Raw genomic sequence first — 24,366 nt, forward strand, 5'->3', positions numbered from 1 at the left:
GGGACGGGACCGCTCTCGGTTTTCGGACGGCATTCCCGGAGCGGCGGAATCTGAGCGCTCGGGAGTGAGAAGTCATAAATTCCCGCTCCGGTTTCGTGAGGACATGGACGCGTACGAGCTGATCACGCGAAACGCCGAGGAGGTCGTCACCGACGAGGAGGTGCGCGAGCTGGCCGAAGATCCCGCCGGTAAACGCGCCTACGTCGGCTACGAGCCCTCAGGGGTTCTCCACGTCGGGCACCTGCTGACGGCGAACAAGCTAATCGACCTCCAGGAGGCCGGGATGGAGGTCGTCGTCTTGCTCGCTGACGTCCACGCCTACTTAAACGGAAAGGGGAGCTTCGAGGAGATTCAGGAGATCGCCGAGCAGATGCAGGCGCAGTTCGTCGCCTACGGGTTAGACGAGGAACAGACGGAGTTCGTCTACGGGTCGGAGTTCCAACTCGACGAGGAGTTTACCCTCGACGTCCACCAGCTCTCGCTGTCGACGACGATGAACCGTGCCCAGCGCGCGATGGCCGACCTCCAGTCCGGCGAGGTCGCGAAGGTGAGCCACCTCACCTACCCGCTGATGCAGTGTCTGGACATCGAGTACCTGGATGTCGACCTCGCAGTCGGCGGCTTAGATCAGCGCAAGGTCCACATGCTCGCCCGCGAAGAACTGCCCGACCTCGGCTACGACGCGCGTCCCTGCTTACATACCCCGATCGTCGCTGACCTCACCTCCGGCGAGGGGAAGATGTCCTCGAGTGAGGGCGTCACGATCTCGATGGAGGACTCGACGGAGGACCTCGAGGAGAAGGTCAACTCGGCGTTCTGTCCGCCGACGCGCGATCCCGAGGGCGACCTCGAGAACCCAGTCCTCGAGCTGTTCGAGTACCACGTCTTCCCGCGCTTCGAGGAGGTCGTCGTCGAGCGCCCCGAGAAGTACGGCGGCGATCTCACCTACGAGGTCTACGAGGACCTCGCCGCAGATCTCGAGTCTGGCGAACTCCACCCCGCAGACGCGAAGGGAACGCTCGCGACGTATTTAGACGAGTTGATCGCGCCCGGACGGGAAGCGCTCAGAGAGCTTCGCGCGTAGGGAGCGGCGCTCTCCCGGCTCCTCTCCTGGCTGCGAATCGGAGGCCGATTTTTTGCGATCGAAACCGTAGCCTCAGCCGATGAGCGACGTCTGGACGGTGCTCGCGATCACGACGGTGGCAGGGCTGGCGACGGGGCTGGGCGCGATTCCCGTCTTTGTTCGCACCCGAGTCAGCCACCGGGTTTACGACGCTGCCCTCGGGCTCGCTGCAGGTATGATGATCTCGGCGTCGGCGTTTGCGCTCATCATGCCGGGTCTGGAAATCGGCACCGTCACAGAGGTCGTGGCCGGCGTGCTCGTCGGTGGCGTGGGGCTGCTGATCGCGAACCGGCTGTTCCCGCACGTCCACGCCCACTACAACCGGTGGACCGGCCACGGCGGTGGGCCGGACACCGAGCCGGCAGCCGCCGACGCGCTCCGACGTGCGGTCCTGATCGGCGGCGCGATCACGCTACACAACGCACCCGAGGGACTGGCGATTGGGGTTGCCTTCGCCTCGGGTCTCGAGGGAGTCGGCCTCGCCGTGGCCGTCGTCATCGCCCTCCAGAACGTTCCCGACGGCTTCGCCTTCGCGGTCCCGATGGCCGAGACCGGGCTCTCTCGCCCGCGAGTACTGCTGTACACGGCACTCTCGGGAGCGGTTCCGCAGGTGGTCGCCGCGCTAGCTGGCTTCCTGCTCGTCGAGTTCATCGACGGCCTCTTTCCGCTCGCAGCCGGGTTCGCCGCCGGTGCGATGATCGCGGTCGTCTTCCGCGAGATGGTCCCACAGAGCCACGGCCACGGGTATGCCGACGCGGCGACGGCCGCATTTCTCGCGGGTTTTTCGCTGCTGGTCGTCGTCGACGTGCTGCTTGTCGTCTGAGAAGGGGACAACACACATCGGGTTCCGGGCACAATTATATCACATCCGAGTGTGTCAAATACAACGACTGAATGAGAGAGTCAGGTTCGAGGGACCAAGGGCTGGGATCCCGAGACGCCAGTTCCAGGCGTCGTGGGCGAGAAGCAAGCAAGGAGAGCCGCAGCGGAGGTTCGACATGGTCGCGACGGCGAGTCCTCCAGGCGTGTCTCACCGGGTCAGCCGTCGGGACTGCGGGATGTACGCTCCCGGGTGGTACGGACGACACCGGAGAGCGAAGAGCCGACGGCTACGAGTTCGATGACGACGTGCCCGATTCCGTTCGCGAACAGGTGTGGCGCGTCGATCGGCGACTCGGTGAACTCGTCGACCGTCGACCGGAATCGCCGGTCTCGATAGCGGTGCTATCTGATCCGCCCGGATCGAGCGGTGAGGTGTCGTTGGATCGCCACCAAACGCTGCGCTTTGCGGCACAGCACGTCTCCCCCGAGGTACCGGACTCCGGTCCGCCCGAAGAGGGACACGTCGACCGGGGCGGCACGCTCATCACGGAGGAGGACGAGCGGACAGTCCTCCTTATCGGAGCGGAGATCGACGACGCCCTCGTCGCACACGAACTGTTTCACGCGATTCAAGACGACGTCATCGGGTCACTAACGTCGCAGGATTCGACCAGTGACGGGTCGGCGGCCGCGAATTCGATCCTGGAAGGGGCAGCGACGTACGTCGAATGCTGGTACGACCAGCGCTGTCTGGACGGAGCCTACGACCCGTGCACGACGCTTCCGCATCCCGCCCTCGACGAGGTTCCGCTCGTTCAGCTAGCCGGCGTACACCAGGCGTACACTACCGGCGCACATTTCGTCCACGAGGTGTACGAACGGGACGGCTGGGAGGGCGTCTGGGAGGTCCACCGATCGGTCCCCGAGTCGACGCGTTCGATCATGGATCCAGAACAGTTCTTCGCCGGTGAGCTCTCCCCCGTGTCGATCCCGGTTCCGTTTTCCGAGACAGACGACTGGACGATCTTCGAGGAAGACCGACTCGGCGTCTATCCGCTCTACACGAAGCTACTGTCGCTCGACGTCGTCTCACTCGACGATCCGGCAGCACGGGCTGCGCCCTCGCTTACGGAACGAACGGGGTTCGAACACGTGTACCGAACCGAACTGCTCGCCGACTGGCGCAGCGATACGTTCGTCGGCTACACCAATTTTGATCTGGAGGGAGAGATCGCCGATCCGGACGGGCTGGCGTACGCGTGGACCGTCGAGTGGAAGACCGAAGCCGACGCGACCACAATCGCCAGCGCCGTCGAAGATGCATACGACGATCGCGGATCGGCCGACGGCGAGCGGTGGCAACTCGACGGGGATGTCGTCGGAGTCGGCCGCGACGAGACGCGCGTGACGTTCACGATGGCACCGCACGAGGGAGCCTACGACGCGCTATTCGGATAGGTGCAGAGAGTTAGGAGAGGTGCAGGGAGAGTATTTAGGGAGGTGCAAAAAGAGGTGGTCGGCGCTGGCAAACTCAACCGAGGACGTATCGCGCCGCGGGGAAGCGCTCGATGAGCGCCTGTCCGCCGACGTCGATGCGCTCAATGAACCGATCCAGGCCGAGGATTCGACCCGCACCCAGCGCCGCGATCGCCAGGAAGACGATCAAGTAGACCAGGTCACTGTTGACGAAGCCCAGCGGGCCCGCGACGTCCCAGCTGGCGAGGTAGAACATCGCCATCTGCATCGCGCCGCCAAGCGCCGCCAGGCGGACGAACGCGCCCGCGATCAGCGCGAGACCGATCATGAGCTGGGTTGCTGGCACGACAACGTTGATGACGTCCATCAGCGCCGGGTTCGCAGCCATCGCGGTGAAGACGCCCGCGATGGGCCCTTCCGCGCCCATGAGGTAGCCGCTGGCGTTGAACGCCTCGCCAGTCACCTTCCCCAGTCCCGCGCCGAGGAACGCAAGCCCCATCGTCAGCCGAAGCGCGACCACGAACCACGCGCTCAACGCGTGGGGTTCGCCTGCGAGCGTGACACCGCCGTACCGGCTTTCGAGCCGGTTTTGAGTTGTTGTCGACATCGTCTTTACCTTACGTTTGTCCATTGTAACCCATCATAGTTATTCAAACACCACCATTCCCAGCTATTGGGAAACCATATAGTCAATTCTGGGAGAGTATAACACGTATCACGCCGCAATCCCCGCACTCGGGTGACAGGCGGCGAGTTCAAGTGGACTCCGTACCCTCCCGGCAGTATGAACGAGACGCGGCGATCGATCGTCGAGGCGCTCGCGGATGGTCCGGTAGGGGGACCGACACTCGCCGAGGAGCTCGACATCTCGCGGGCGGCCGTCTGGAAGCACGTCGAAGCGCTCCGGGAGGCTGGCTTCGAAATCGAGAGCGGACCGGATGGCTATCGACTCGCAGACGTCACGGCTTACAACGGCCCCACCGTCGAGTACGGGCTCGAGGCACCGTTTACCGTCGAGTATCACGACGCAATCGAGAGCACCAACGACCGCGCACGGGAACTCGCGACCGCGGGCGCCACCGACACGGTCGTCCTCACGGACGTCCAGACCGGCGGTCGGGGACGGCTCGGCCGCGAGTGGACGGGGCCCTCGGGCGGCGTCTGGCTAAGCGTCGTCTGCCGACCACAGATTGCGCCGCCGAGAGCGCCGCTGTACACGCTTGCGGCCGCCGTGGCGACCGCCCAGGCAGCCCGAGAGGTAGGCGTAGACGCGCGAATCAAGTGGCCAAACGACGTCGTGGTACCGGACGAGGAAGCCGGTGACGGCTCCTATCGGAAGCTCTCGGGAATCCTCACCGAGATGGAAGGCGAGACCGACCGTATCGAGTGGCTCGTCGTCGGCCCTGGCGTCAACGTCAACATTGACGCCGACGAGCTCCCCGACGGGGCGACCAGCGTCCGAGCGGAAGTCGGCGATGTGGATCGGCGGCGGTTCGTCCAGCGGTTGCTCGAGACGTTCCACGAGCAGTGTGAGGACGTAGACGGCATCGTGGCGACCTGGCGTGAACTCGCGCTCACGCTCGGCCAGCGCGTGCGGGTCAACCGCCCCGGTGGAGCTGTCGTCGGCGAGGCCGTCGACGTCACGGACTCCGGAGCCCTCGTCGTCGAAACGAGCTCGGGGCGGGTCACGGTTGCCGCGGGCGACTGTGAGCACCTGCGACCGACGTAGTCAGAAGCGAGTAAACAGACACCGACTGATCTACTCGAGCGTCGTCGTCCGATCCGTGGGGTGGTCGCCTTCGATCTCGTGTGAGCGGATAATCCGCGTTGCCACCTCGTCGTCGAGGCGGACGGTGAGAACGGGAATTGGCGCCTTCCGGACGACTCGTTCGGTGACGCTTCCCAGCAGCAGCCGGTCGATCCCACCGCGGCCGTGCGTTCCCATCACCACTAGATCGTAGTCCCCCGAGCCGGCCTCCTCGATAATAGCGCGGCTGGGCGCGCCCTCGATAACGTCGGTCTCGACCGTGACGTCGTCCGGAGCGAGCTCCGCGACCCGGGAGACGGCTGCGCGTCCTTCCTCGTGGAGCGCATCCGTAATCCCTTCCCAGGCAGTCTCCATCGGCAGCCCGCCGTAGCTGGCGGTGTCGACGACGTAGATCGCCCGGATCGAGGCACCGTGCGTGCGCGCGAGCTCGGCGGCGTACGAGAGCGCGCGCTCGCCTTCCGCGGAGCCGTCGGTCGGGACGAGGATGCGGTCGTACATCGTCCTTCGCAGGACGTACACGGGCGAGGGATAAAATCCTGTCGAGCGTTCACACCCCACACTCTATACAACACAGATCACTCTGCGAGAAGGACCTCGCTGACGTCGGCCACGCCCGCGCGTCTGACCACGGTCCGGACGGGATCCCGATAGCCAGCCAGATTCGGCGAGTCGCCATCGAGGACGGTCAGGCGAGCCGGTCGGCCTGCCTCGAGTACGCCGTACTCCCGACCGACGAGTTCCGCGCCGTTTACCGTCGCCATGCGCAGGATCTCGGCGGCTGGAACGTCCGTGAGCTTCGCGCAGAACTCCATCTCGCGGAACATCGACGGCGCGTTGAGCATCACGTTGTCCGTCCCGAGCGCGACGGTGGTTCGCTCTAAGAGGTCTGCAAGCGGCGGGACGCCGACGCCGGTAACGAGGTTCGATCGCGGGCAGACGACGATCGGAACCTCACTGTCGGCGATCCGTTCTAGGTGAAGCGGTTCGGGGTGGACGACGTGGACGAGGAAATCCGGGTCCAGATCGAGCGCGGGGTTGATGTCGCTCGCGTCGGCCTCGCCAGCGTGGATGCCGAAGGGTTTGCCCGCCTCCCGGGTCGCCGTTCGCTCGCTATCGAAGACGCCGTCGTTGGCGCCGCTCGCACCGAATCCGTCGCCTTCCTCCATCGCTTCGACCGAACCGCGCGCGAACGCGAGCGCCTCGACGTCGAGCCCGGTGGCGGCCTCGCGGAGCGCGCGAACGCCGACGACGCCGCCCTCGCGAAAGTCGAGGCAGGCTGCGGTTCCCGAACGCTGCATGTACCGCAGTGACTGGCGCATCGCCGAGACCAGCTCCCGGCGCGAGGCGTTCCGGAGGAGGCGGTGTTTCAGTCCGTCCGGCGGCGCGACCAGCTCTTCGAGCGAGAGGCCACCGCCGGCCTCCTTGGCGATCGAGTCGCCGACGTGCGTGTGTGCGTTGACGAATGCCGGAAAGATGATGTCGTCGCTATCGACCGACTCCTCCTCGATATGCTCGATCCGGCCGTCGTCGCCGACGACGATCCGTCCTTCGACGGGATCTAACTCCCTCCCCCGGAGGATCGTGCCCGTGCGTTCCATAGGTCCCGTTCGCAGCCGGGGCCTTTCAACCGTTCGCGTCACCGCCGAACTGGTCGAGCGTCGTCGAGAGCCCGTTTCTGACCTCGCTGACGAGAGGGCCGTCGATGTCGAGTCCCAGGACGGCGAGGGCCTCCCGTCCGACGCGGTCCCGGACGTCTGCGGGGCAGTAGACGCCGAGGCGCCACTGGGAGGACTGGGCGGCGCGCAGGGCCTCGACCAGTGGCGACTGGCGACCGAGCGGTCGAATGTCGCCGTTGACGACCACGCGAGAGGTGGATTCGGTCATCGTCGGCCGATCGGGGACGTCGACGATGACCGCGTCGGGATCGACTGCAGCCTGGTCGGCAATCTCCCGTTCGAACGTGCGAATCTGCTCGTGGTCGGCCTCGATGATCCCGCCGGGAACGTCGTCGATCTCGGCCCAGACCGCGCGCTTGTAGAGATCGCGGTGATCAAGCCGCCGAGAGAGGTCGCGAGTTGCCTCGCACCGGCGGAGCGCGGCGATCAGATCGTGGTCGTCCATGCGCTGGAGAGAGTCGGCGTCCGTCTCGTCCGCTTCGAGAAGCGCCTCGGCGGCCCGTCTGAGCATCACCTTACTGATTCGGGCGACGCTGTGGCTGTAGACGGTCGGGTTCATCAGCGCCCGGGCGACCAGCAGACTCTCTGCGGTCTGGACGTTCCCCTCGCGGAGGACGAGCTCGTCGTCGACGAACGTGAGCTCGCGGACGAGCCGGCCGTGGTCGATCGTCCCGTAGGGAACGCCGGTGTGGTGGGCGTCCCGTACGAGGTAGTCCATCCGGTCGACGTCGAGTTCGCCCGAAACGAGCTGGCCGTAGCGCCCTTCGCCAGCGACCAGATCGGCGATCGCATCTGGCTCGAGATCGTGGTCGCGCAGTACCTCGCCGACCGGCCCCGACGCGAGGAGATCGTGGACGTCGTCGTGGTACCGCCCCGTCCGACGGTAGGTCAACGGCTCCAGATTGTGGCTGAACGGCCCGTGGCCGACGTCGTGTAGCAGCGCCGCGGCGCCGATTCGGGACGCCTGCTGGCCCTCGATTCCGAGGTGTGAGAGGGCCTCGCAGGCGAGGTGGTAGACGCCGAGACTGTGCTCGAAGCGGGTGTGGTTCGCCGAGGGGTAGACCAGCGAGACGGTCCCGAGCTGGCGAATCCCGCGCAGTCGCTGGACGGCGGGCGTGTCGAGCAGGTCCCGGGCGACGCTCGCGACCTCGATGTGGTCGTGGACGCTGTCCTTGACGATCTTCATGGGCTCGCATTGGGCGAGTTCGTACAAAAACTGTCGTGTGGGCAGGGTGGAAGTGAACTATCAGGTGCGTGTAGACGGCGAGCTCTCAGTAGACCGGTTCAGTTGTCGGCCGCGCCGTCGTGGCGGTTGTGGAGGTCGTTTCAGCAGACCCGCTTTCGTAGATCATGGTCAGCACGAGGAATACAGTGACTGAGTCAGTGTGAAAATTCATCTCTCGCGACAATTATGTATTATAAAATGGCACACGTCCGCCGACAGATCTCTGCACTTCTTTTTGCGATCGGGAGTGGGGCGCTTTTCGTCACTGTTACGGTTTATGTACAACTCGAGGGTCCAGTGGAATTTGTTTCAGCGTGGGTGGTAACGGGGATGTTCCTTTTCGGAACGGTGCCAGCGTATCTTCTGTCACGGTATCGTGTCATTTCTCCGCTCCTGTTGGCCAGCGTGATCTATGGCGGTTTGCTCAGCATCTCCTGGTCGAGGATGGCTAGTCGGGCACAGGCAGAGGAAAGTGGGGCTGCAATACCACCGGGGTTCAGCGTCTCACCGTTTGAAATGGTACTTGTCCTGTGGCCGCTCTTACTCATCGGCCTCCTTGTGGTGGGGATATATGAATACCGAATTCGATCGCAAGGCGTTACGCCCCAGCAGTTGTAACGAACTGGATAGACGCCTCTCTACTGGCTATTTCCCGCGCGAACAACTCACCAAGCGTCGTTAAGCACCGCCTCGATTCCCGCCGGCGTCGGCTCCAGCCCTGCCGGTGCGTTGTCCATGAAGTAATCTTCGACGATGAATTCGGCGACCGCCGGCAGCTCCTCGCGCTCGGTCTCGGGCAGGTCGCGCAGCCGGGTGGGCTGGCCGAGCGCGTCCCGGAGCTCCGCAACCGCGTCGACGACCGCCTCGCCGAGTTCCGCTTCGGAGAGTCCGCCCGGATCGACGCCGAGCCCGGCTGCCAACAGCTCGCGGCTCGCGTCGACGCGGGAGAAGAGGTATCGGAGGACGTGCGGGGCGAGGACGGCGTGGACAGCCCCCTGCTGGACGTCGTACCGGCGAGCAAAGCCGTGGCCGAAGGCGTGGATCACCGAGAGCTTTCGGTCGAGCTGGACGAGCAGCGAGCCCGCGACGGCGCGGTCCATCGGCGCCGGATCGGTACCGGGGTCGGTGGCTTCCGCGCCCGAGTCGCTGCCGACGACCCGCGGGAGCGCCTCGGAGAGCAATCTCAGTCCGTGGATCGCCGTCGCGTCGCTGACCGGTGTCGCGTTCCGGGCATAGGGCGTCTCGATTCCCTTGTCGAGGCCATTCATCGCGGATCCCGCCAGGACGCGCGTAGGCGTCGTCTCGAAGAGCGCGGGATCGGCGAAATCGGCGATCGGCATCGCAGAGCCCGAGATCGTGACGGGCTGTCCCGTGGATGATTCGTTGGCCGAGAGGACCTCGAGCGAACCGCCGCTTGAAACGTCGGCGCCGGCGAAGGTGGTGGGAATCACGACGACGTCGGGGCGATCATCGTCGGATGCGGCCGACCCGTCCGACTCAGGCGGACGGACTGTTCCCTCCTCGCGAGCCTCGCGGCGGAGATCCGCGAGCGACCGGTCGTCGGCCGCGAAGGCGGCCGCCTGGCGGGCGATATCTAAACTACTGCCGCCGCCGACGCCGACGAGGACGTCGGCGTCTGCGTGCTCGGCCGTTTCGATCGCCTCGAACGCCGACTCGGCGGTCTTGGCCGGCGTCGTCCCGTCGTATGTGCCAACGTGGCGTTCGCCGAGGCCGTCGCGGATGGGGTTCATCAGGGCGTCGTTGGCGCCCACGTTTGCGCCACAGACGATCAGCGCGCGCTCTCTGTTGTGTTCGGCGAGAACGGCGCCAAGTCCGTCGATGCAGCCGCGGCCGTAGACCAGTTCACAGCCCCGATGCTCGTACTCGAAGGCGTCCGGAACGGGGAGCATAGCTCACAATGGGCGAGAGAGGGCTATCAATGCAACCAATCAGCAGGCCATAACGTTCTAAGGGTACGAGGACACACGATGGGAGTATGACTGGCAAGGGCAGAGACCTCCCCACGCCGCTCTGGGATCCGGAGGTAAACAGGACGATCCAGGAGTCGCTTCCCACCGTCGTCGTCGACGCCTTCGGCGTCCTGACAAGACTCGGCGATGGGGCGACGCTCGTCGCTCTCGCCGTCCTCCTGTACTGGTTCGGCGCCGAACGCAACCGCGCCCAGCGGGCGATGGTCCTCGCGGTCGCCGTCGCGACGCTCGCGCTGGTGGCGGGCATGAAAGGCATTCTCGAGGTCCAGCGACCGCTGTACGCTGCCGAACCGGCGCTCCCGCTCGCGCCGGCGGAGTACGGCGGCTGGAGCACGCCGAGTGCGCACGCGATGGGTGCGGCCGCGGTGTACGGCGCGCTTGCGGTCGTCATGGACGTGGGAACACGCCGACAGCGTTATCTCGGGGCCGGCTTCCTCGTCGTCACGGTCCCCCTCTCGCGGGTCGTTCTCGGCGTCCACTACATCGGAGATGTCGTCCTTGGCGCGGCACTTGGTCTCCTGCTCGTCGCGGTCGCCCTCCGGATCACGACCGACTCGGTCACCCCCATGTTCGGCCTGTCGCTCGTGATCGCGCTCGCGGCGCTCACACTCGGTTCTCAGGAGTTCACCGAGATGGCGATCGGGGCTTCGCTTGGCGGACTCGTCGTCTGGCACGTGGTCAAAGATCGGACGGCCAATCCGATGGGGGCCTCGATGCTCCTGCTGGGCCTGCTCGTCCTGCTCGCGCTTGCCCTCGTTCGTCTCCTCGATGTGTTGATCGCCGTCGACGGCGGGATCACACTCGCCGGCACGGTGACGGTGAGTTTCGTCTCGATCGCCCAGACGGTGGGTTACGCGATCGCCTTCGGCGGGGCGATCGCCGTGCCGTTCGTCGCCGCGAGGCTGAACGATACCGAGGCGGTTCGTCAGCTGCAGACGGCGCTTCCGTTCGAGGGCCGAACCGTCGACCTTGACGCGGTTGGCGAGGAGCCGGCGGTCAGTAATGGAAACGCGGGAGAATAGCAGTAGCTGGGAGTGAAATTTCGGCGTCCAGCGTGTACTCGACAAGATCGAATCAATCAGCCGAGGCGGGGGCGTCGATGTTCACGAACTAGCGTCCGACTTCAGCGCTGGGAGTCACGCAGGATCAGCGGGCCAATCGCGAGGGTCCGCTTCGCAGCCGTCGCGATCCGCAGGATGTACGAGGTCAGCAGGAAGAACGGAACGAGCGTGATCGTGAAGGTGATCGCGACGACCCAGAGCAGCGTCTCGATTCCAAGAACCGTCCCGGTGAACGTCGTCGCATCGACGAACGTCATCATCATCCCCGCGACCAGCAGTGCCGGAACCGCGGCGTAGAGGATGTACCGCGAGAGGTTGATCAGCTCCCACTGGAAGTACAGTGTCTTGATGTGCTCACGAGCTGGTCCGAACATCGCGAAGGAGGTTCGGAGTTCCTCGAGGGCGGCGCGTTGTTCCTCGTCGATGTCGTCCTCGTAGTCGGCCAGCAGCCGCTCGATCTGGAAAATCTTCCAGGAGTAGTTATAGTCCATCGAGGCGTGGACGACGTCGAACGTACCGAACTTCGCACCCTCGAGCTTCTCGCGGACGGTCTCGGCGTTGCCAGTGGTGCTGTCGACGAACTCGTCGACCTCGTCTCTGAGATCGTCGTTGTCCGCCGACGCCATGGTCTCGTCGAGGGTCTCGGCACGTTGCTGTGTCGCATCGATAATCTCACGGAGGAACGCTGACGGGTCCGCCGGCGCCGGCTTGTCGGTAAGTTCCTTGATGTAATCCCGGAAGTCGAGCGTCTCGCTCATTCGCGTTCGTTGCTCACCGAGCGGGCCATTTTCCTGTGAGATGATCAGCTGACTGATTGTGACGACGAGGGTGACACCGGTGATCAGCGCGCCGACCATCTGTGTGTACAACGACTCGATGATGCCCCGAGTCTCGAGCAGGTCTGAGAGCGTTGGTTCGAGGAGGCTCCCCAGCATGAATAGTCCAAAAAACGACCCCGCAAGCACGCCGGTTACGATCTGGCGGTTCGCCCCGATAAGCAGCCAGAGCTTTAACCGACTCTCGTCGGCCCGCTCGCGCATCGTGTCCCTGGTGCTGACTTTCTCATCATCTTCGCTTTCACTCATTGGTATTACCATCCGCCGGTCGCTTGAACACGAGGTACTTGGTACCGCCTCCGGTGTACTCGATCGTACTGACGAGCTCCCACCCCTCCCGCCCGTACTCGTTAAGGAGTTCCTCAGGATCGCTCGCTTCCTCCATTGTCGCCTCGCGAGGTGGCCGGACCGTCTCGTACTCCCAGACGCTCCTCCGGCTTGTCGTCATACTCGTGTATCCACAACTCCCAGAAAAAGGGTTGGCGTTGCCACTCTGGATCTGCGATTCGAGAATCTATCGGCCGGTGCGGAACACGGGACCGAACCGCAAAAGAGCGATTCTCCGCTGTCACCTATGCGAGATCGAAAACCGCTCAGTCGTCGGCAGGCGTCGGCACGTCGCGCTCAACGTCGATTTCGCCGGCGTCGAGCTTGGCCTCGACGTTACGGGCGGCCTCGACCATGTTGGCCATCTTGCCGTAGGCGACTTCGCGCGGAAGGAGCTTCACGCCACAGTCCGGCGAGACGACGAGCTGTTCCGGCGGGACGACCTCTAAGCCCTTCAGGATGTTCTGCTCGATCTGCTCGACGGACTCGACCTCGGCGACGTGGACGTCCGTGACGCCCAGCGCGAGGTCGGCGGTGAAGTCGGGATCCTTGAAGACATCGAGCTGGTCGTAGTCGCCGTTGGCGAGTTCGAGGTCGAACTCGTCGACGGGGTAGTCGAGAATCTCGGGGTAGATCCGGGAGTAGTCGCCGTAACAGACGTGGAGGCCGATGCGGACCTCCTCGGGGATGTCGGCGACGATGTGCTCTAAGGCTTCGCCGACGATCGCGTGGTCGTCGGGCGTCGTCGCGAGCGCTGGCTCGTCGATCTGGATGTAGCGTGCGCCGGCGTCAACGAGTTTCTCGATCTCCTCGTTGACGAGGTCCGCAAGCGCCAGGGTGAGCTCGTCGTCGTCCTCGTAGGCCTCGTTAAACGACCAGTTCGCGAGCGTGTAGGGACCCGTGATCGGGACCTTGACGGGGCGGTTGGTCGCGCTCGCGGTGAACTCGTACTCGTCGACAAGCCAGGAGTCGGTGTACTCGACCTCGCTCACGACGGAGGGTTTGTCGAAGTAGTTGTGCCCCCAGACTTTGACCGGGCCGTTGAACTCGTAGCCCTCGATCCGGTGGGCGAAGAACTCGACCATCTCGTTTCGGCGCATCTCGCCGTCGACGACGGCGTCCAAGCCGGCGCGCTCGTGTTCGGCCGTGATAAGGCGGGCGGCGTCGTCTTTGGCCTCCTGGTAGTCGTCCTCGTCGAAGCTGTGGTCGGGGTCCTGGTAGAGCTCCTTCGCGCGGTTGAGCCACTTGGGCTTCGGGTAGGAGCCGACGACGGTCGTCAGCAGGAAGTGGTCGGTTTCGTGATTCTCGGGTCGGAACTGGTCTTTGTTTTCGTTTGCGCTCATGCGGTGGTCACCTCGGCGTTCGCGAGCTCGGCCGCCTCGGCGAGGGCGGCGAGTTTCTCCTCGAACTTGGCGTATGGCAGGTAGAAGGTCTCGGTGTTAGTCGTCAGGTAGACCGTCTCGAACTCGGAGACGGGGGCCTTCTCTGCGACCCACTCGACGCGGTCGTGGATCGCCCCGGGATCCTCGACGAGCGTGTTCTGGCCGTCGGCCAGTCCGAGCGAGACGTCGTCGGTCGTGCCGTACTCCTGAATGTTGTAGACGTTGTCGTCCTGATTCGCGACGAAGTCGAAGCCGACCGCGTCGATATCGGCGTCGAGGAGGTGGGCGTACACTTTCTCCTCTACGGCGCCCCAGTAGGGCTGGACGACGACGTCGGCGTCCGTCGCCTGTGCAACCTGGTCGATCGCCTCGCTTGCGCGCTCGTCGAGTCCATCCTCGGGTGCGGACTCGACGAGCGAGGGCTCGAGTAAGAACAGCGTCTCGACGGCGGGGAAGGCCTCGACCTCGTCCGCGAGGAAGTCGGCGATCGCGGCGAGAAAGTCGGCCTCGTCGCCGTAGTGCTCATCGGTCGCGAGGTCGGCCAGCGAGTACGGGCCGGGGAGGACGGCCTGAAGCGCGTCGTCGTCGACGAGTTCGCCCGCAGCCTCGAGTTCGGAGGCGACGTCGCCCGAGAAGTCGAGATCGCCGGAGACGACCGGCTCTCGGTAGAAGTTGTTGTTGTCGTAGTAGCGGACGATGCCACGAGTTTCGACGGCGTCGTGGACGGCCAGCGGGTGGGCGAGCATGTCGTCCCAGCGCAGCTGTCCCTCGGCGATGCGGTCGAGTCCCGCGTCCTGCTGGACGCCGATCACTTCGCTGCGAGCCTCCTCGTAGGCGGCGGTGATCTCGTCGCCCTCATCGCCGCTGACGAGGTCGTGTTTCTGGTGGCCCTTCAGATCCGAGAGGTCGTCTTTCGCCCAGTCCGGGAGCGGAAAGAGTCCCGGCGTGGTCGAGACGTATTCGGTCATCGTAGTGGCGGCTAGGCTATGCCGACGCTTAATATTTTCCATCATGATATGCACTACGGTAATCCGGCACTCACCGCCGCAGCTCGATGACCGAAAGCGTCTCGAAGGGAAACGACTCGTCGGCGACCGCAACCGCGCTGAACCCCTCTTCGCCGGCCCGTTCCACGACGGGCTCAACACCCGTGAGGCTGCTCACCAACAGGAGGACGACGCCGTCGGGAGCGAGGACGCACCCGACGGTTTCGAGGAAGGGATCGATGACGGCCCGGCCATCTTCGCCGCCCGACAGCGCCCGCTCCATCCAGTCGTCCCACTCGTGGTCGGGATCGGTCGGCAGGTACGGCGGGTTGAACAACACGGCGTCGAACGCGCCGTCGACAAATGGGGTAAGGAGGTCCGCTCGCACGGGTTCGACGCCGTCGCGCTCGCCCGCGGTGCGGACCGCGTGCGGATTCAGATCCGAGGCGACGACGCGCGCACTCGTCTCTTCGGCGACCCGTTCAGCGACGAACCCGGACCCGGTTCCGACCTCCAGGACGAGCCCGCCGTCGAGTCGGTCGCAGGCGGCCTCGGCTAACAGCGCCGAATCCTCGGCGGGCTGGTAGACGTCGGTCTCGAGCCCTCTACGTTCGGCGAGTGAGGCGTTCGTCTCGGTCCCGTCGGAGTCGCGCTCGTCCATCTACCTGTCCTCCGGAGTGGGTGCCTGTCCCGCTCGTGAGTCGGGGTCGTTCGAATCCATCGATACTTCGGTCGGTCGGCCCCGACCGTCCGCCCCGCCATCGTCGGACTCCGGTCTGGCGCCTCCCTCCGAGATCCGGAAGCCGCCGGCTTCGGCCCGACCAGAGAGTTCGCGCTGGGGGTACGGGATTTTGATCCCCTCACCCTGGAACGTCTCCTTGATGGCGCCGACGGCAGCGGTCCTGGCTGCGGCCCGGCGCTGGGCAGTCGGCTCGTCGATCCAGAAGCGCGCGCTGAGCAGGACCGCCGAGTCGCCAAAGCCCTTCGTGACGACGGCGGGCTCGGGTGCCGACTCCGCCAGTTCGAGGTCGTTCATCGTCTCTACGAGGAGGGTAGTCGCGCGGTCGACGTCGCTACCGTAGTCGACGCCGACGTCGACTTCGATCCGCAGCCGACCGAGCCGGGAGCGGTTCGTCACCATACTGGAGGCGATGAGGTCGTTGGGAACCATGATGTACTCGCCGTCGAACGACCGTACGCGCGTGTTGAAAATCGAGATGTCGGTGACGATCCCCTCGCGCTCCTCGACGGCGATCCAGTCGCCGATTTCGAACGGGCGCGAGAACATGAGGACGAAGCCAGCGATCATCGAGCCAATCGTCTGGCGGGCTGCCATCCCGAGGGCGGCACCGAGCAGGCCGGCTCCGACCAGCAGCCCACTCAAATCGTCGACCCAGACGCCGAGAACGGCAACGAACGCGATCGACCAGATCGTCACCTGGGCGAGCCGGCGGGTGACCTCTCGCTGGTGGTCGGTGACCGCGTTCGCCGAGTTGAGGACCTCGTTGATCACGCGGCGGGCGACCCGCGAGGCGATGATCGTGCTGACGAACAAGATAATGGAGAGGACGATTCGCGCGACGTCGCCGCCACCGAGGTCGATCTCGGCGTAGAGTTCCTGGAGTTCGGCGGTCTGGCCCCAGACGCCGACGACGACTGCAGCGGTGACCACGCCGGTTGTGACGAGCAGCGAAAAGACGATTATGTCGGCATACAGTGGCCGAAGCCGCCCTTCGAGCCAGTCGCGCAGCCGCCGGTAAAAGAGGAGGGCGTAGACCAGCAGCCCGACGGCGACGACTGTCACCGCGAGTCGCTGGTTGGTCGTGGGGAACTGGTCACCCAACCAGTCAAACCCCGTGAGGACCTCGAGCATCGTCCCGCGACTCCTCGCGCCAGCTACGAGTATCCGTCGGTCGGGCAGTTTGCCAACAGGGTGACCGGTTTCTGCCGTCTGGTGACGTCTCGCCTACGACGAACTCCCGGCCCGCCTCACCGCCCGACGTCGGCCGCGATATCGGCCATCCGGGCGAACTCCGCGGGTGTGACGGCACCTGCGCGCTTGCGCAGCAGGTCCTCGTCGACGGCCTCGACGACCGCCTCGGGCTCTGCCAACTCCGAGATGTGAGCGGTGTTCCGGATCGCGTTGCGGATCGTCTTCCGACGCTGGGTAAAGAGCGCCTTCACGAACCGGAGGAAAAACGCCTCGTCGCCGACCGCGTACTCGGGCTCTCGCGGGTAGGTCCGGACGACGGCGCTCTCGACGGCCGGCGGGGGCGAAAAGGCCTCCTTCGGGATCGTCTCGACGATCTCGACATCGGCGTAGTGCTGGGTCGAGACCGAGAGCCGACCGTACTCACTGGTTCCGGGCTCGGCGACCATTCGCTCGGCGAACTCCTGCTGGAACATCAACACGAGCGGGCGTTTTTTTGGCAGGAGCCGGAACGTGATCTCGCTCGAGACGCCGTAGGGGAGGTTCGAAACCGACGCCGAGAAGTCGGGCAGGTCAATTTCGAGGGCGTCACCCTCGAGTACGGTCAGGCGCTCGGCGTCGATCTCGTCGGCGAACTCGCGGCGCAAGAATGCGCCGAGTTCGGGGTCGCGCTCGACGACAGTCACCCGATCGCCGACCGCGAGCAGGCGGTCGGTGAGCGCGCCGGTACCGCCGCCGATCTCGAGCAGGTGGGACGTGTCGGTTCCCGTAGGCGATTCCGAGGGTGGAGCGTCGTCGGCTGAGTCGGCGGCGCCGACTGGATCAGCAGCAGTAGCGGGATCGGCGGCGTCGGTCGCATCAGTGTACGACGCGTCGACGCCGTCGAGATAGGTCGGCAGCCGGTCGAGCACTCGGTCGTCGATCAGAAAGTGCTGGTCGCGGTCGGGGTTGCCGCGAACGCCGGCCCTGGCGAGGAGGCCGTCTGGATCTCTCATTTTCCGTCGATAGGCGAGGGGGTGGTGTAAACGCACCGTCTCGCCGACGGTCGGGACTGGCACCGAGAGTCGAAATCGCTGCCCGAAACGCCCTCACTCCGGCGACTGGCCGACGAACGCCTTGTACTTTAAGTCCTCGTCGCGAAGCTCCTCTAAGATACGCTCGGCGAGGATTTCGTCGGGGTCGTGCAGTCCCGAAACGCGCTCTTCTAACTCCTCGAAGCTCTCGAAGGGCTTTCGCTTTCGCTCCTCTAAGATGCCGTTACGGAGCTTCTTCCCGATCCCTGGCAAGAGATTCAGCTGGTGAAGCCGGAGCGTGATCGGCTGGGCGTCGTTGTAGAAGTCGACGAACCGCGACTCGGCTTCCTCGACGACGTCGGCGACGACGTACTCGAGCTCTGACTGGGCCCCCGAGGAGAGATCGGCGTACTCGGTGGGACGGGCGTCGGTGACGACCGTCCGCTCCTCGCGGGGCTCGATAACGACGCGGCTACCGACGGTCAGTCGTTCCTCCTCGTCGAAGGCGACCTGGTAGAGTTCGAAGTCGTCGACGGCGACCGCGTAGCCCGCGGGCGATGTGGCGTACTGCTGACGCCCGGCGCCGGAGAGACCGTGTGCAAGGTAGTCCAACACGACTGCGTCTCGAACGTCCGCGTCGTCGCTGTCGTCTTCGCTCATTGCGTCCGGATACGGCGACGGCGTACTTAAAGAATCGGCTCCATGGCCGACGAGGTGCACTCACACATGGTGTCGCAGCTCCGAACAGGGTGCCGAAGTCTCGAGATCGTGGACTCGGCTCAGACGTACTTCGCGACGACGTTCAGAATCTCGTCGAGTTCGTCGCCCGAAAGGGAGTAGCGCTGCTGGGCGAAGACCGCGCGGAGCTCGTCGCGGTTTCGCGGCAGGAGGTTCGCGATCTTGTAGGCGGTCGGCTCGTCGATCTTCTCAAGATCCTGCAGTTCGCCGACCAGTTCCTGGGCTTCCGCGGGCTCGAGAAGCGCAAACCGGTTGACGTGCTCGATCGCACGGGCCAGCTCGTACTGGAGCTCGCGCTCGTCGTCTAGGGCGCGCTCGGTCTCGATGTCGGCGAGCAGCTCCTTTGCCTCCGGCACCGTCAGGAACTCCTCGTCGACGATCTCCTTGAAGATCGTCATCCTACACTCGGGTCTGCTCTTGGTCCTGTGCGCGCAAGTGCGCTGCAGTGACGATCAGCGTCTTCTCGGTGCCGCCGTCGACGATCTTGACTTTGAACGCGTCGCCCTGCTTGCCGACGACTTCGCCGGTGCGACCATCGAAGCGCGGGTGGTACCGTCCGTCGGCGACACTTGGGTCGATCTTCAGGTGGACCTTCTGGCCCTCGTCGTACTGCTGGATCGCGCGCTGTGGCGGCGAGGTGCCCCGCTCACGGGGGTTGTTGGCGAGCTTTCGGCGAGTCCCTTGGCGTGGTCCATTAGACTTCGGCATAGTCGTACGACCCTGTTAGCCGGAGACGGTTATAAAACACACGTCTTGGCGCTCCCGGGCATGCCGTCTCTGAATACCTGAAGGCAACTGTGACTGGATAATACGAACAGCTGTGAGTCGTCGGGCGGTTCCAGTCATGTCTGAGGACGAGCCTCGGTCGACACAGGGGAGCGCTTCGGGTCACAACTCCGGAGACAAGCGATTCGCGCACGGGTACCTAACGAAAAGGAAGTACGGGTGACGGGAAGTGTGAACCACCGCCCAGAAAGCTGTTAATTCCCAGAAGTATTATTGCAGCGGTGAGTAAACCCACACTATGAGAGAAAGCCCCTCCAAGCCGTTCCGGGACAGGACGAGTCGTCGACGGTTCCTCCAGGGGGCGGTAGCGAGTGGAGCCGGACTCGTCGCCGGCTGTACCAGTGGCGATGACGAGCCACATCGGTACCACCCCAACGACCGAGATGATCAGTTCGTGGAGTGGGTTGCCGAATCAACTCGCGGAGCGATACTGGGCGTCTCCGACGATCGAATATACGCCCCGTGGCATCCCCCTGACGGAGCGGAGCGGTCGATCGTTGCCCTCGACATCGAAACTGGTGAGCGGGATCAAGATTTTCGGCCGTCGGTCGAAATCATCGAATCGGTCGAAATAGATGGCGATGGACGTCTATTCGCCCGAACGGCCGACGAGACGGTCGTCGCGCTCGACGCCGAATCCGGCTCTCGAGTGTGGGAGTTCGAGGAGGTCACGGGTCCGATCTCTTCACCAGTCGTCGAAGCCGACGGGATCGTATACGTCACTTCCCAAAACCAGGTCCTCTACGCCGTCGACGGAGACGACGGAGACCTGCTGTGGACGTACGACGACGTAGTATCGTATCGCCGCCGTAGTACTCCGGACGTTGGGGATGACACCATCTTCGTTCAGTCGGACCGAGACAGGCTGGCCGCACTCGATGCCAGCTCGGGCGAACAACAGTGGGATATCTCTGACATCGGATCAATTCGTTGGCCGCCGACGAGTACGGATGGCACGCTCTATGTCGGCGCTTCCGATGCAGCGATGTACGCACTAGACGAAGCGTCCGGCGAACTTCTGTGGGAACAATCAACGTCTCTCGACCGACAGAGCCGGCCACGGGTCGTCGAGGACACCGTCCTGGTGACGACTGCAGATGACGCCGTGTCTGCAGTGAACGCCCAGACCGGTGAAACCGAGTGGAGCTACGACGACCTCTCAGATCCAACGGTGCGCGATACGCAGACTGGAACCACGTACGTGACTGATAGATCGGGAATACACGCGATAGACATCACGACTGGTGAGGTACGGTGGGAGGGGTCGACTCCCCACTCCGTCGAAGGTGTCAGGGCCGTCGACGACCTGCTCTATGTCAGTGGCACAGAGCTACCCAGCGACGTGCCGGATGTCGCCAAGATCGACGTACTCGAGGCTGATTCAGGCGACACCGCTTGGACGTTTTGGTCAAACCCTGCCGATAGCGCCGAAGGCTCGCCCAGGTTCGACGGAGATCGTGTTATCTCGGCCTTTACCGTCGATGGGATACATGCGTTCTCGACCGACATCGAGACGTGAGTAGCGAGCGCGCCCACCGAGTGGGAGCACGCAGTCGAATCCTCGCCACCGCCGTGCAGTCGTCACCGACCTGTGTCCAGAGCACGCGCGACGAGGCGGGACTCCGCGCGTCGGAGCAGCTCCGAGGCGGTCGAGACGGCACAATCGAGGCTCTCGGCGACTGACTCGATTCCCTCGCGGCGGGGAACGTCGTAGTATCCCACCTCCCACGCGGCCGCAAGCGCCTCGCGCTGGCGGTCGGTCGGGCCGCCAGCGGTCGTGCCGACGGCCGCGCCGATCTCGAGAACGTCGACGGTCATCCCGTCGGGGACGGCGTCGACCGTCGCCTGCAGATCCTGTGGGTGGCCGACCAGCGTCAGGTGGACGGTCCGATCGGCCCGGAACTCGATCGGGGGAACGAGGACGACCGTCTCGTGGCTGAGCGCCTCGGCCAGTCGAACGCCGCGATCGTCGAGGGTTCGTCGCTCGTAGAGGTAAAAGCCGTCCGCTGCGGGCGTCAGCTCGTAGGCCTCGACGTCCAGTTCTGCCTCGAGCGCGCGACGGTAGGGCTCGGGATCGCCCTCGACGTACGAGAGGACGGCCTCGACGCCATCCGTGGCGTGTCCGCCGTAGATCACCTGTCGGTGCAGCGTCGGTGACGTACAGAGGAGTTCGTGGGCCGGGTGGAGCACGTCCTCGGAGAACGTGATCGACGCGCGAAGGGATTTCATAACGGATGATGGGACGGTATCTGTGATAAATGGCCGATGTGTATCGCCACAGCGACCTTCCGACCTGCAGGCGATCGGTCGAATATGGAACCTGCAGGAACCGACGTGGCAGACGGCTGGGACGCCTTCGAGACGGACGGGGTGACGGCCGACGACGGCAGTTCAGACGGCCGTGGACAGCGACTCTACGACTGGTGGGGTCGCCGGGCGGGGTTCTACGACGCGGTCATCGCCATGACAGGATCGCTTCGCGAGGACGCGTTCGAGGCGCTCGCCTCGGCAGAGGGCGAGACGATCCTCGATCTGGGCTGTGGACCGGGAACGAACTTCGAGGTGTTGCGAGCCGGTGTGGGTGAGACTGGAGCCGTGGTCGGACTCGACTACAGCCCCGAGATGAGCGAGCGCGCTGGCGAGCAGGTCGCCGAGGAGGGCTGGTCGAACGTCCACGTCGTCCGCGGAGACGCGACACAGTCGTGTGGACCACCGGCGACGTTCGACGCCGCAGTGACGACGTTCGCGCTGCATACGATGGCCGACGTCGACGCCGTCGTCGAGAACGTCTACGAGGCGCTTTGTCCGGGCGGCCGGTTCGTCGTCTCCGACGCCCGCGAGATCCAGCGCTGGCCGGCGAGCCTGTTGAATCCAGTCTACGAGCGCGTGATCGCCCGCGCCGTAAACCACCGTCGGGACCAGGATCCAGTGGGTGCGCTCGAGTCGACGTTCGACTCCGTCGAGATCGTGAGCACCTACGACGCAGGATCGGGCTACCTCGCGGTCGCACAGAAGCAAGAGTGACGGAGAGGTCGGGACGGATCCGACCGGAGGTCAGACCTCAAGACAGGTCCGTCGGGAGATCTGAAGCGCAATTCTCATCGGGCTCGGCCCCCGAGATCGGGTATGCGAATCGAGCTCCGCGTCTGCCAGCACTGTCTGGACGGCGACCACGGAAACGACCACAAGACGGCTGTCCTGAACGATATGGTGGCCTGTGCCGAACAGATCGCCGACTACAAGGAGATTCTGGGCCTCGAAACGGTGACGATCCGCCGCGTCAAGGACGACGAAGACGGCAAGCCGGAGACGCTTCCGGTCGTCACGGCGACGATCCAGAACGACCAGATCGTGTTGAACGACGTCCAGCTCGTCGCCGAGGGCGAGGACGGCAACATGCTCGTCTACCCGAACCCGGAGGACATTCTGACGGTGCTCGCGGGCAACATCGACGAGGTCGACAAGGTGGTCGACGAGGACGTCACCGTGGAGCTCTCGCCCGAAGGCGCGCAGGTACTCTCCTGATCGGCGGACGGATCCGCGAAGACGAGCCGGTCCAGCCGATGGCAAACCCACCGGCTCGACGGCCTGAAAACGAAATGCAGGACAGACGGTCGGCGTTAGATCCGACCGACGTTCTCGACGTCGACGCTCTCGACGTCGTCGACGGTCGCGAAGCTCTCCTCGACGGTTTCGGTGCCGCCCGCACCGTCGGGAACGATGACGGTTGGGTAGAGGGCGACCAGGCCGAACGCGACCTCCTCGCGCTCGACGCCGTTGATCTTGACACCCTCTGGCAGGGAGCTCTCTAAGCGCTCCTGGAGCGCGTCGAGGTCGATTTCGGGGCTACTCGGCATGACCTTGATTTTGGCAGCGACTTTTCCCATGGTTACGGTCCGGTGAATCCGCAGTCGGGACACTCATAGAGGTTACTCTGCTTGCGGCACTTGGCACAGCGGTAGATCTGCGTTCCGCCCTCGGGACATTTGAACGCTGCGGCGTTCGTCCCCGCGATGTTGATCCCGCAGGAGACGCACGAACGCGTACCGTGCTCGTCGGTCGTGCTCATACCCAGCCCTTCCGTCCGCCCGCTTTTAACCGTTGTCTTTCCGTACTCGCTCCGGAGGCCGGTCGACCAGCCGAGAGAGCGCATACCGGCTGCCGTGGGCAGTTGTGCGGGAGGGGGCGCTTATCGCTCGAGTTCGACAGTCGCCGTTGGAGACTGTTCCTCGGCCCAATTCGCCTCGACGTCTGCATCGTCCGCCGTCGTCGCCTCAGACGAACCACCCCGGAACCGACGCCACTGCCGTCGCGCTCGACCAGCAAGATTGCGTACCAGGACGGTGCCTGCGAACTCGACGGTCCGGCGCTGGCTGCGCGGGTAGAACGTGCCTAACTCCGACTCCGGGACGACTGCGGACTCGAACGCAGGATCGACAGCGTTGCTGACCCCTGCCCCGAGAAGAGACGCTTGCACCGCCGCGAGCCGATCGAAGGCGTCCCAGAGGGTATCGCAGTCGGCGATCTGGACAGGAACAGTTGCGATAACGTCACCGCCGTCGATTGACTCCGTCAGTCGCTGGAGGGTGACACCGGTGCAGTCACGCCCCTCGTAAAACGCGGGCGGGACACCCATCCCTCGGTACTCGCGGATATCTGCGGGGTGAAAGCCGAGCACACCGTGTTCGGGTGCACTCAGGATCTCGCCGCGGACGAGGCCGAATCCGAACAGAACGGCGACGTCACAGCGCTCGGCTACTTCGTCGACGACCGAATCGGGAAACTCGTACCACGCACCGTCAGTCTGTGGCACACACTGAACGTGACGGGCACCGTCAAGCGCTGGCAGGTTCTCGACGTCGTGGCGGTGCCACAGCGGCTGTTCGTCCCCCAACCGGCGACAGAGCGCCCGCTCGGCCATGACGAACGCCCACGGTCCTTCCGTTCGGTACACCTCGAGAAACTGGCGTAGGTCCTCCCGGTCGATCGTCGTCTTCCCGTTCCAGTCCTCGGGATCGTCTGCCGCGGCCGTCGCGTTGGTCACAACCAGCGAGACGTCGACGTCGGGATCACGGCGGAGCTGGGTCAGCGCTTGCCGTTGCCACTCATAGAGAAATTGTTCACAGAGGATCCCGACTGACGTTTGGGATGATGCGGCCATAGAGGCGGTCCAACAGGTCGTCGCATAGTTACCATCCCCTTTTACAGCGGCGAGTCATCCTAGCT

Annotated in this window: 27 protein-coding genes; 8 read left to right on the forward strand and 19 right to left on the reverse strand. The window is 64.6% G+C overall.

Features of this window, described 5'->3' with window-relative positions:
- The first annotated feature begins 103 nt into the window (after positions 1 to 103).
- The 3 genes from OB905_06630 to OB905_06640 all read left to right on the forward strand — a co-directional run bounded on the left by OB905_06630 (position 104) and on the right by OB905_06640 (position 3,403).
- A complete protein-coding gene (locus OB905_06630; protein ID MCU4925661.1) occupies positions 104 to 1,084 on the forward strand; it encodes a tyrosine--tRNA ligase in 981 nt (326 codons plus the stop codon).
- A gap of 79 nt (positions 1,085 to 1,163) precedes the next feature.
- Entirely contained in the window at positions 1,164 to 1,946 is a 783-nt protein-coding gene (locus OB905_06635) for a ZIP family metal transporter (GenBank protein ID MCU4925662.1), read from the forward strand.
- A 437-nt stretch (positions 1,947 to 2,383) separates the two neighbouring features.
- Positions 2,384 to 3,403, forward strand: coding sequence for a hypothetical protein (locus tag OB905_06640; protein ID MCU4925663.1), 1,020 nt, complete (start codon positions 2,384 to 2,386; stop codon positions 3,401 to 3,403).
- A 73-nt stretch (positions 3,404 to 3,476) separates the two neighbouring features.
- Here the strand turns inward: OB905_06640 and OB905_06645 are convergent, their stop codons facing one another.
- Entirely contained in the window at positions 3,477 to 4,028 is a 552-nt protein-coding gene (locus OB905_06645; protein ID MCU4925664.1) for a DoxX family protein, read from the reverse strand.
- 177 nt (positions 4,029 to 4,205) lie between these two features.
- On the opposite strand from OB905_06645, the gene OB905_06650 reads away from it, so the two are divergent.
- Positions 4,206 to 5,150, forward strand: coding sequence for a biotin--[acetyl-CoA-carboxylase] ligase (locus OB905_06650; protein ID MCU4925665.1), 945 nt, complete (start codon positions 4,206 to 4,208; stop codon positions 5,148 to 5,150).
- A gap of 30 nt (positions 5,151 to 5,180) precedes the next feature.
- Here OB905_06650 and OB905_06655 read toward each other — a convergent pair whose 3' ends face one another.
- From OB905_06655 to OB905_06670, 4 genes are all read right to left on the reverse strand, one after another.
- Positions 5,181 to 5,687 (reverse strand): universal stress protein, encoded by a 507-nt coding sequence (locus tag OB905_06655; GenBank protein ID MCU4925666.1) that lies wholly within the window; start codon positions 5,685 to 5,687, stop codon positions 5,181 to 5,183.
- A 77-nt stretch (positions 5,688 to 5,764) separates the two neighbouring features.
- Positions 5,765 to 6,787, reverse strand: coding sequence for an amidohydrolase family protein (locus tag OB905_06660; protein ID MCU4925667.1), 1,023 nt, complete (start codon positions 6,785 to 6,787; stop codon positions 5,765 to 5,767).
- Positions 6,788 to 6,812: 25 nt separating this feature from the next.
- The gene (locus OB905_06665) at positions 6,813 to 8,051 is read right to left on the reverse strand and encodes an HD domain-containing protein (GenBank protein ID MCU4925668.1); all 1,239 of its coding nucleotides are present in this window, start codon (positions 8,049 to 8,051) and stop codon (positions 6,813 to 6,815) included.
- Between the two features lie 704 nt (positions 8,052 to 8,755).
- Positions 8,756 to 10,000 (reverse strand): iron-containing alcohol dehydrogenase family protein, encoded by a 1,245-nt coding sequence (locus OB905_06670; GenBank protein MCU4925669.1) that lies wholly within the window; start codon positions 9,998 to 10,000, stop codon positions 8,756 to 8,758.
- Positions 10,001 to 10,086: 86 nt separating this feature from the next.
- On the opposite strand from OB905_06670, the gene OB905_06675 reads away from it, so the two are divergent.
- Entirely contained in the window at positions 10,087 to 11,103 is a 1,017-nt protein-coding gene (locus OB905_06675) for a phosphatase PAP2 family protein (GenBank protein ID MCU4925670.1), read from the forward strand.
- A gap of 101 nt (positions 11,104 to 11,204) precedes the next feature.
- On the opposite strand, the gene OB905_06680 is transcribed toward OB905_06675, so the two are convergent.
- The 10 genes from OB905_06680 to OB905_06725 all read right to left on the reverse strand — a co-directional run bounded on the left by OB905_06680 (position 11,205) and on the right by OB905_06725 (position 19,062).
- Positions 11,205 to 12,227, reverse strand: coding sequence for a hypothetical protein (locus OB905_06680; protein MCU4925671.1), 1,023 nt, complete (start codon positions 12,225 to 12,227; stop codon positions 11,205 to 11,207).
- Positions 12,220 to 12,426: a DUF4177 domain-containing protein gene (locus OB905_06685; protein ID MCU4925672.1), complete on the reverse strand. Its 207-nt coding sequence runs from the start codon at positions 12,424 to 12,426 to the stop codon at positions 12,220 to 12,222. The genes OB905_06680 and OB905_06685 overlap by 8 nt, the downstream gene beginning before the upstream one ends.
- Positions 12,427 to 12,571: 145 nt before the next feature.
- Entirely contained in the window at positions 12,572 to 13,648 is a 1,077-nt protein-coding gene (locus tag OB905_06690; protein MCU4925673.1) for a methionine synthase, read from the reverse strand.
- Entirely contained in the window at positions 13,645 to 14,655 is a 1,011-nt protein-coding gene (locus OB905_06695) for a 5-methyltetrahydropteroyltriglutamate--homocysteine methyltransferase (protein MCU4925674.1), read from the reverse strand. The genes OB905_06690 and OB905_06695 overlap by 4 nt, the downstream gene beginning before the upstream one ends.
- Before the next feature lie 70 nt (positions 14,656 to 14,725).
- The gene (locus OB905_06700) at positions 14,726 to 15,334 is read right to left on the reverse strand and encodes a class I SAM-dependent methyltransferase (GenBank protein MCU4925675.1); all 609 of its coding nucleotides are present in this window, start codon (positions 15,332 to 15,334) and stop codon (positions 14,726 to 14,728) included.
- Positions 15,335 to 16,546 carry a mechanosensitive ion channel family protein gene (locus tag OB905_06705; protein ID MCU4925676.1) on the reverse strand — a complete coding sequence of 404 codons (1,212 nt, stop codon included), beginning with the start codon at positions 16,544 to 16,546 and terminating at the stop codon, positions 15,335 to 15,337.
- 116 nt (positions 16,547 to 16,662) lie between these two features.
- The gene (gene rsmA, locus OB905_06710; GenBank protein ID MCU4925677.1) at positions 16,663 to 17,598 is read right to left on the reverse strand and encodes a 16S rRNA (adenine(1518)-N(6)/adenine(1519)-N(6))-dimethyltransferase RsmA; all 936 of its coding nucleotides are present in this window, start codon (positions 17,596 to 17,598) and stop codon (positions 16,663 to 16,665) included.
- A gap of 93 nt (positions 17,599 to 17,691) precedes the next feature.
- Positions 17,692 to 18,276 (reverse strand): DUF655 domain-containing protein, encoded by a 585-nt coding sequence (locus OB905_06715; GenBank protein MCU4925678.1) that lies wholly within the window; start codon positions 18,274 to 18,276, stop codon positions 17,692 to 17,694.
- A 119-nt stretch (positions 18,277 to 18,395) separates the two neighbouring features.
- Positions 18,396 to 18,752 (reverse strand): RNA polymerase Rpb4 family protein, encoded by a 357-nt coding sequence (locus tag OB905_06720; GenBank protein MCU4925679.1) that lies wholly within the window; start codon positions 18,750 to 18,752, stop codon positions 18,396 to 18,398.
- A 1-nt stretch (position 18,753) separates the two neighbouring features.
- Entirely contained in the window at positions 18,754 to 19,062 is a 309-nt protein-coding gene (locus OB905_06725; GenBank protein MCU4925680.1) for a 50S ribosomal protein L21e, read from the reverse strand.
- 316 nt (positions 19,063 to 19,378) lie between these two features.
- Between OB905_06725 and OB905_06730 the strand changes: the two genes are divergently transcribed.
- Positions 19,379 to 20,659: a PQQ-like beta-propeller repeat protein gene (locus tag OB905_06730; protein ID MCU4925681.1), complete on the forward strand. Its 1,281-nt coding sequence runs from the start codon at positions 19,379 to 19,381 to the stop codon at positions 20,657 to 20,659.
- 62 nt (positions 20,660 to 20,721) lie between these two features.
- On the opposite strand, the gene OB905_06735 is transcribed toward OB905_06730, so the two are convergent.
- Positions 20,722 to 21,369 carry a helix-turn-helix domain-containing protein gene (locus tag OB905_06735; protein MCU4925682.1) on the reverse strand — a complete coding sequence of 216 codons (648 nt, stop codon included), beginning with the start codon at positions 21,367 to 21,369 and terminating at the stop codon, positions 20,722 to 20,724.
- An 84-nt stretch (positions 21,370 to 21,453) separates the two neighbouring features.
- On the opposite strand from OB905_06735, the gene OB905_06740 reads away from it, so the two are divergent.
- Complete coding sequence (locus tag OB905_06740; protein MCU4925683.1) at positions 21,454 to 22,164, forward strand: methyltransferase domain-containing protein; 711 nt, start codon at positions 21,454 to 21,456, stop codon at positions 22,162 to 22,164.
- Between the two features lie 102 nt (positions 22,165 to 22,266).
- Positions 22,267 to 22,665, forward strand: a complete 399-nt coding sequence (locus tag OB905_06745; protein MCU4925684.1) for a hypothetical protein — start codon at positions 22,267 to 22,269, stop codon at positions 22,663 to 22,665.
- 95 nt (positions 22,666 to 22,760) lie between these two features.
- On the opposite strand, the gene OB905_06750 is transcribed toward OB905_06745, so the two are convergent.
- The 3 genes from OB905_06750 to OB905_06760 form a co-directional block, all read right to left on the reverse strand.
- Entirely contained in the window at positions 22,761 to 23,027 is a 267-nt protein-coding gene (locus OB905_06750) for an elongation factor 1-beta (protein ID MCU4925685.1), read from the reverse strand.
- 2 nt (positions 23,028 to 23,029) lie between these two features.
- On the reverse strand, positions 23,030 to 23,209 hold the full coding sequence (locus OB905_06755) for a zinc finger domain-containing protein (protein MCU4925686.1): 180 nt from the start codon (positions 23,207 to 23,209) through the stop codon (positions 23,030 to 23,032).
- 120 nt (positions 23,210 to 23,329) lie between these two features.
- Positions 23,330 to 24,301: a formyltransferase family protein gene (locus OB905_06760; GenBank protein MCU4925687.1), complete on the reverse strand. Its 972-nt coding sequence runs from the start codon at positions 24,299 to 24,301 to the stop codon at positions 23,330 to 23,332.
- Between the last annotated feature and the right edge of the window lie 65 nt (positions 24,302 to 24,366).

It is taken from the genome of Halobacteria archaeon AArc-dxtr1 (genome assembly GCA_025517425.1).
Classification (GTDB): Archaea; Halobacteriota; Halobacteria; order Halobacteriales; family Natrialbaceae; genus Halostagnicola.

What these genes read in the sequence shown, in the direction of transcription:
- OB905_06665 (MCU4925668.1), bottom strand. Translation starts at nt 8,051, where the DNA reads ATGAAGATCGTCAAGGACAGCGTCCACGACCACATCGAGGTCGCGAGC.
- OB905_06630 (MCU4925661.1), top strand. Translation starts at nt 104, where the DNA reads ATGGACGCGTACGAGCTGATCACGCGAAACGCCGAGGAGGTCGTCACC.
- OB905_06705 (MCU4925676.1), bottom strand. Translation starts at nt 16,546, where the DNA reads ATGCTCGAGGTCCTCACGGGGTTTGACTGGTTGGGTGACCAGTTCCCC.
- OB905_06655 (MCU4925666.1), bottom strand. Translation starts at nt 5,687, where the DNA reads ATGTACGACCGCATCCTCGTCCCGACCGACGGCTCCGCGGAAGGCGAG.
- OB905_06700 (MCU4925675.1), bottom strand. Translation starts at nt 15,334, where the DNA reads ATGGACGAGCGCGACTCCGACGGGACCGAGACGAACGCCTCACTCGCC.
- OB905_06660 (MCU4925667.1), bottom strand. Translation starts at nt 6,787, where the DNA reads ATGGAACGCACGGGCACGATCCTCCGGGGGAGGGAGTTAGATCCCGTC.
- OB905_06755 (MCU4925686.1), bottom strand. Translation starts at nt 23,209, where the DNA reads ATGAGCACGACCGACGAGCACGGTACGCGTTCGTGCGTCTCCTGCGGG.
- OB905_06690 (MCU4925673.1), bottom strand. Translation starts at nt 13,648, where the DNA reads ATGAGCGCAAACGAAAACAAAGACCAGTTCCGACCCGAGAATCACGAA.
- OB905_06735 (MCU4925682.1), bottom strand. Translation starts at nt 21,369, where the DNA reads ATGAAATCCCTTCGCGCGTCGATCACGTTCTCCGAGGACGTGCTCCAC.
- OB905_06695 (MCU4925674.1), bottom strand. Translation starts at nt 14,655, where the DNA reads ATGACCGAATACGTCTCGACCACGCCGGGACTCTTTCCGCTCCCGGAC.
- rsmA (MCU4925677.1), bottom strand. Translation starts at nt 17,598, where the DNA reads ATGAGAGATCCAGACGGCCTCCTCGCCAGGGCCGGCGTTCGCGGCAAC.
- OB905_06645 (MCU4925664.1), bottom strand. Translation starts at nt 4,028, where the DNA reads ATGTCGACAACAACTCAAAACCGGCTCGAAAGCCGGTACGGCGGTGTC.
- OB905_06635 (MCU4925662.1), top strand. Translation starts at nt 1,164, where the DNA reads ATGAGCGACGTCTGGACGGTGCTCGCGATCACGACGGTGGCAGGGCTG.
- OB905_06715 (MCU4925678.1), bottom strand. Translation starts at nt 18,276, where the DNA reads ATGAGCGAAGACGACAGCGACGACGCGGACGTTCGAGACGCAGTCGTG.
- OB905_06670 (MCU4925669.1), bottom strand. Translation starts at nt 10,000, where the DNA reads ATGCTCCCCGTTCCGGACGCCTTCGAGTACGAGCATCGGGGCTGTGAA.
- OB905_06740 (MCU4925683.1), top strand. Translation starts at nt 21,454, where the DNA reads ATGGAACCTGCAGGAACCGACGTGGCAGACGGCTGGGACGCCTTCGAG.
- OB905_06730 (MCU4925681.1), top strand. Translation starts at nt 19,379, where the DNA reads ATGAGAGAAAGCCCCTCCAAGCCGTTCCGGGACAGGACGAGTCGTCGA.
- OB905_06725 (MCU4925680.1), bottom strand. Translation starts at nt 19,062, where the DNA reads ATGCCGAAGTCTAATGGACCACGCCAAGGGACTCGCCGAAAGCTCGCC.
- OB905_06745 (MCU4925684.1), top strand. Translation starts at nt 22,267, where the DNA reads ATGCGAATCGAGCTCCGCGTCTGCCAGCACTGTCTGGACGGCGACCAC.
- OB905_06720 (MCU4925679.1), bottom strand. Translation starts at nt 18,752, where the DNA reads ATGACGATCTTCAAGGAGATCGTCGACGAGGAGTTCCTGACGGTGCCG.
- OB905_06750 (MCU4925685.1), bottom strand. Translation starts at nt 23,027, where the DNA reads ATGGGAAAAGTCGCTGCCAAAATCAAGGTCATGCCGAGTAGCCCCGAA.
- OB905_06675 (MCU4925670.1), top strand. Translation starts at nt 10,087, where the DNA reads ATGACTGGCAAGGGCAGAGACCTCCCCACGCCGCTCTGGGATCCGGAG.
- OB905_06685 (MCU4925672.1), bottom strand. Translation starts at nt 12,426, where the DNA reads ATGACGACAAGCCGGAGGAGCGTCTGGGAGTACGAGACGGTCCGGCCA.
- OB905_06650 (MCU4925665.1), top strand. Translation starts at nt 4,206, where the DNA reads ATGAACGAGACGCGGCGATCGATCGTCGAGGCGCTCGCGGATGGTCCG.
- OB905_06680 (MCU4925671.1), bottom strand. Translation starts at nt 12,227, where the DNA reads ATGAGTGAAAGCGAAGATGATGAGAAAGTCAGCACCAGGGACACGATG.
- OB905_06760 (MCU4925687.1), bottom strand. Translation starts at nt 24,301, where the DNA reads ATGGCCGCATCATCCCAAACGTCAGTCGGGATCCTCTGTGAACAATTT.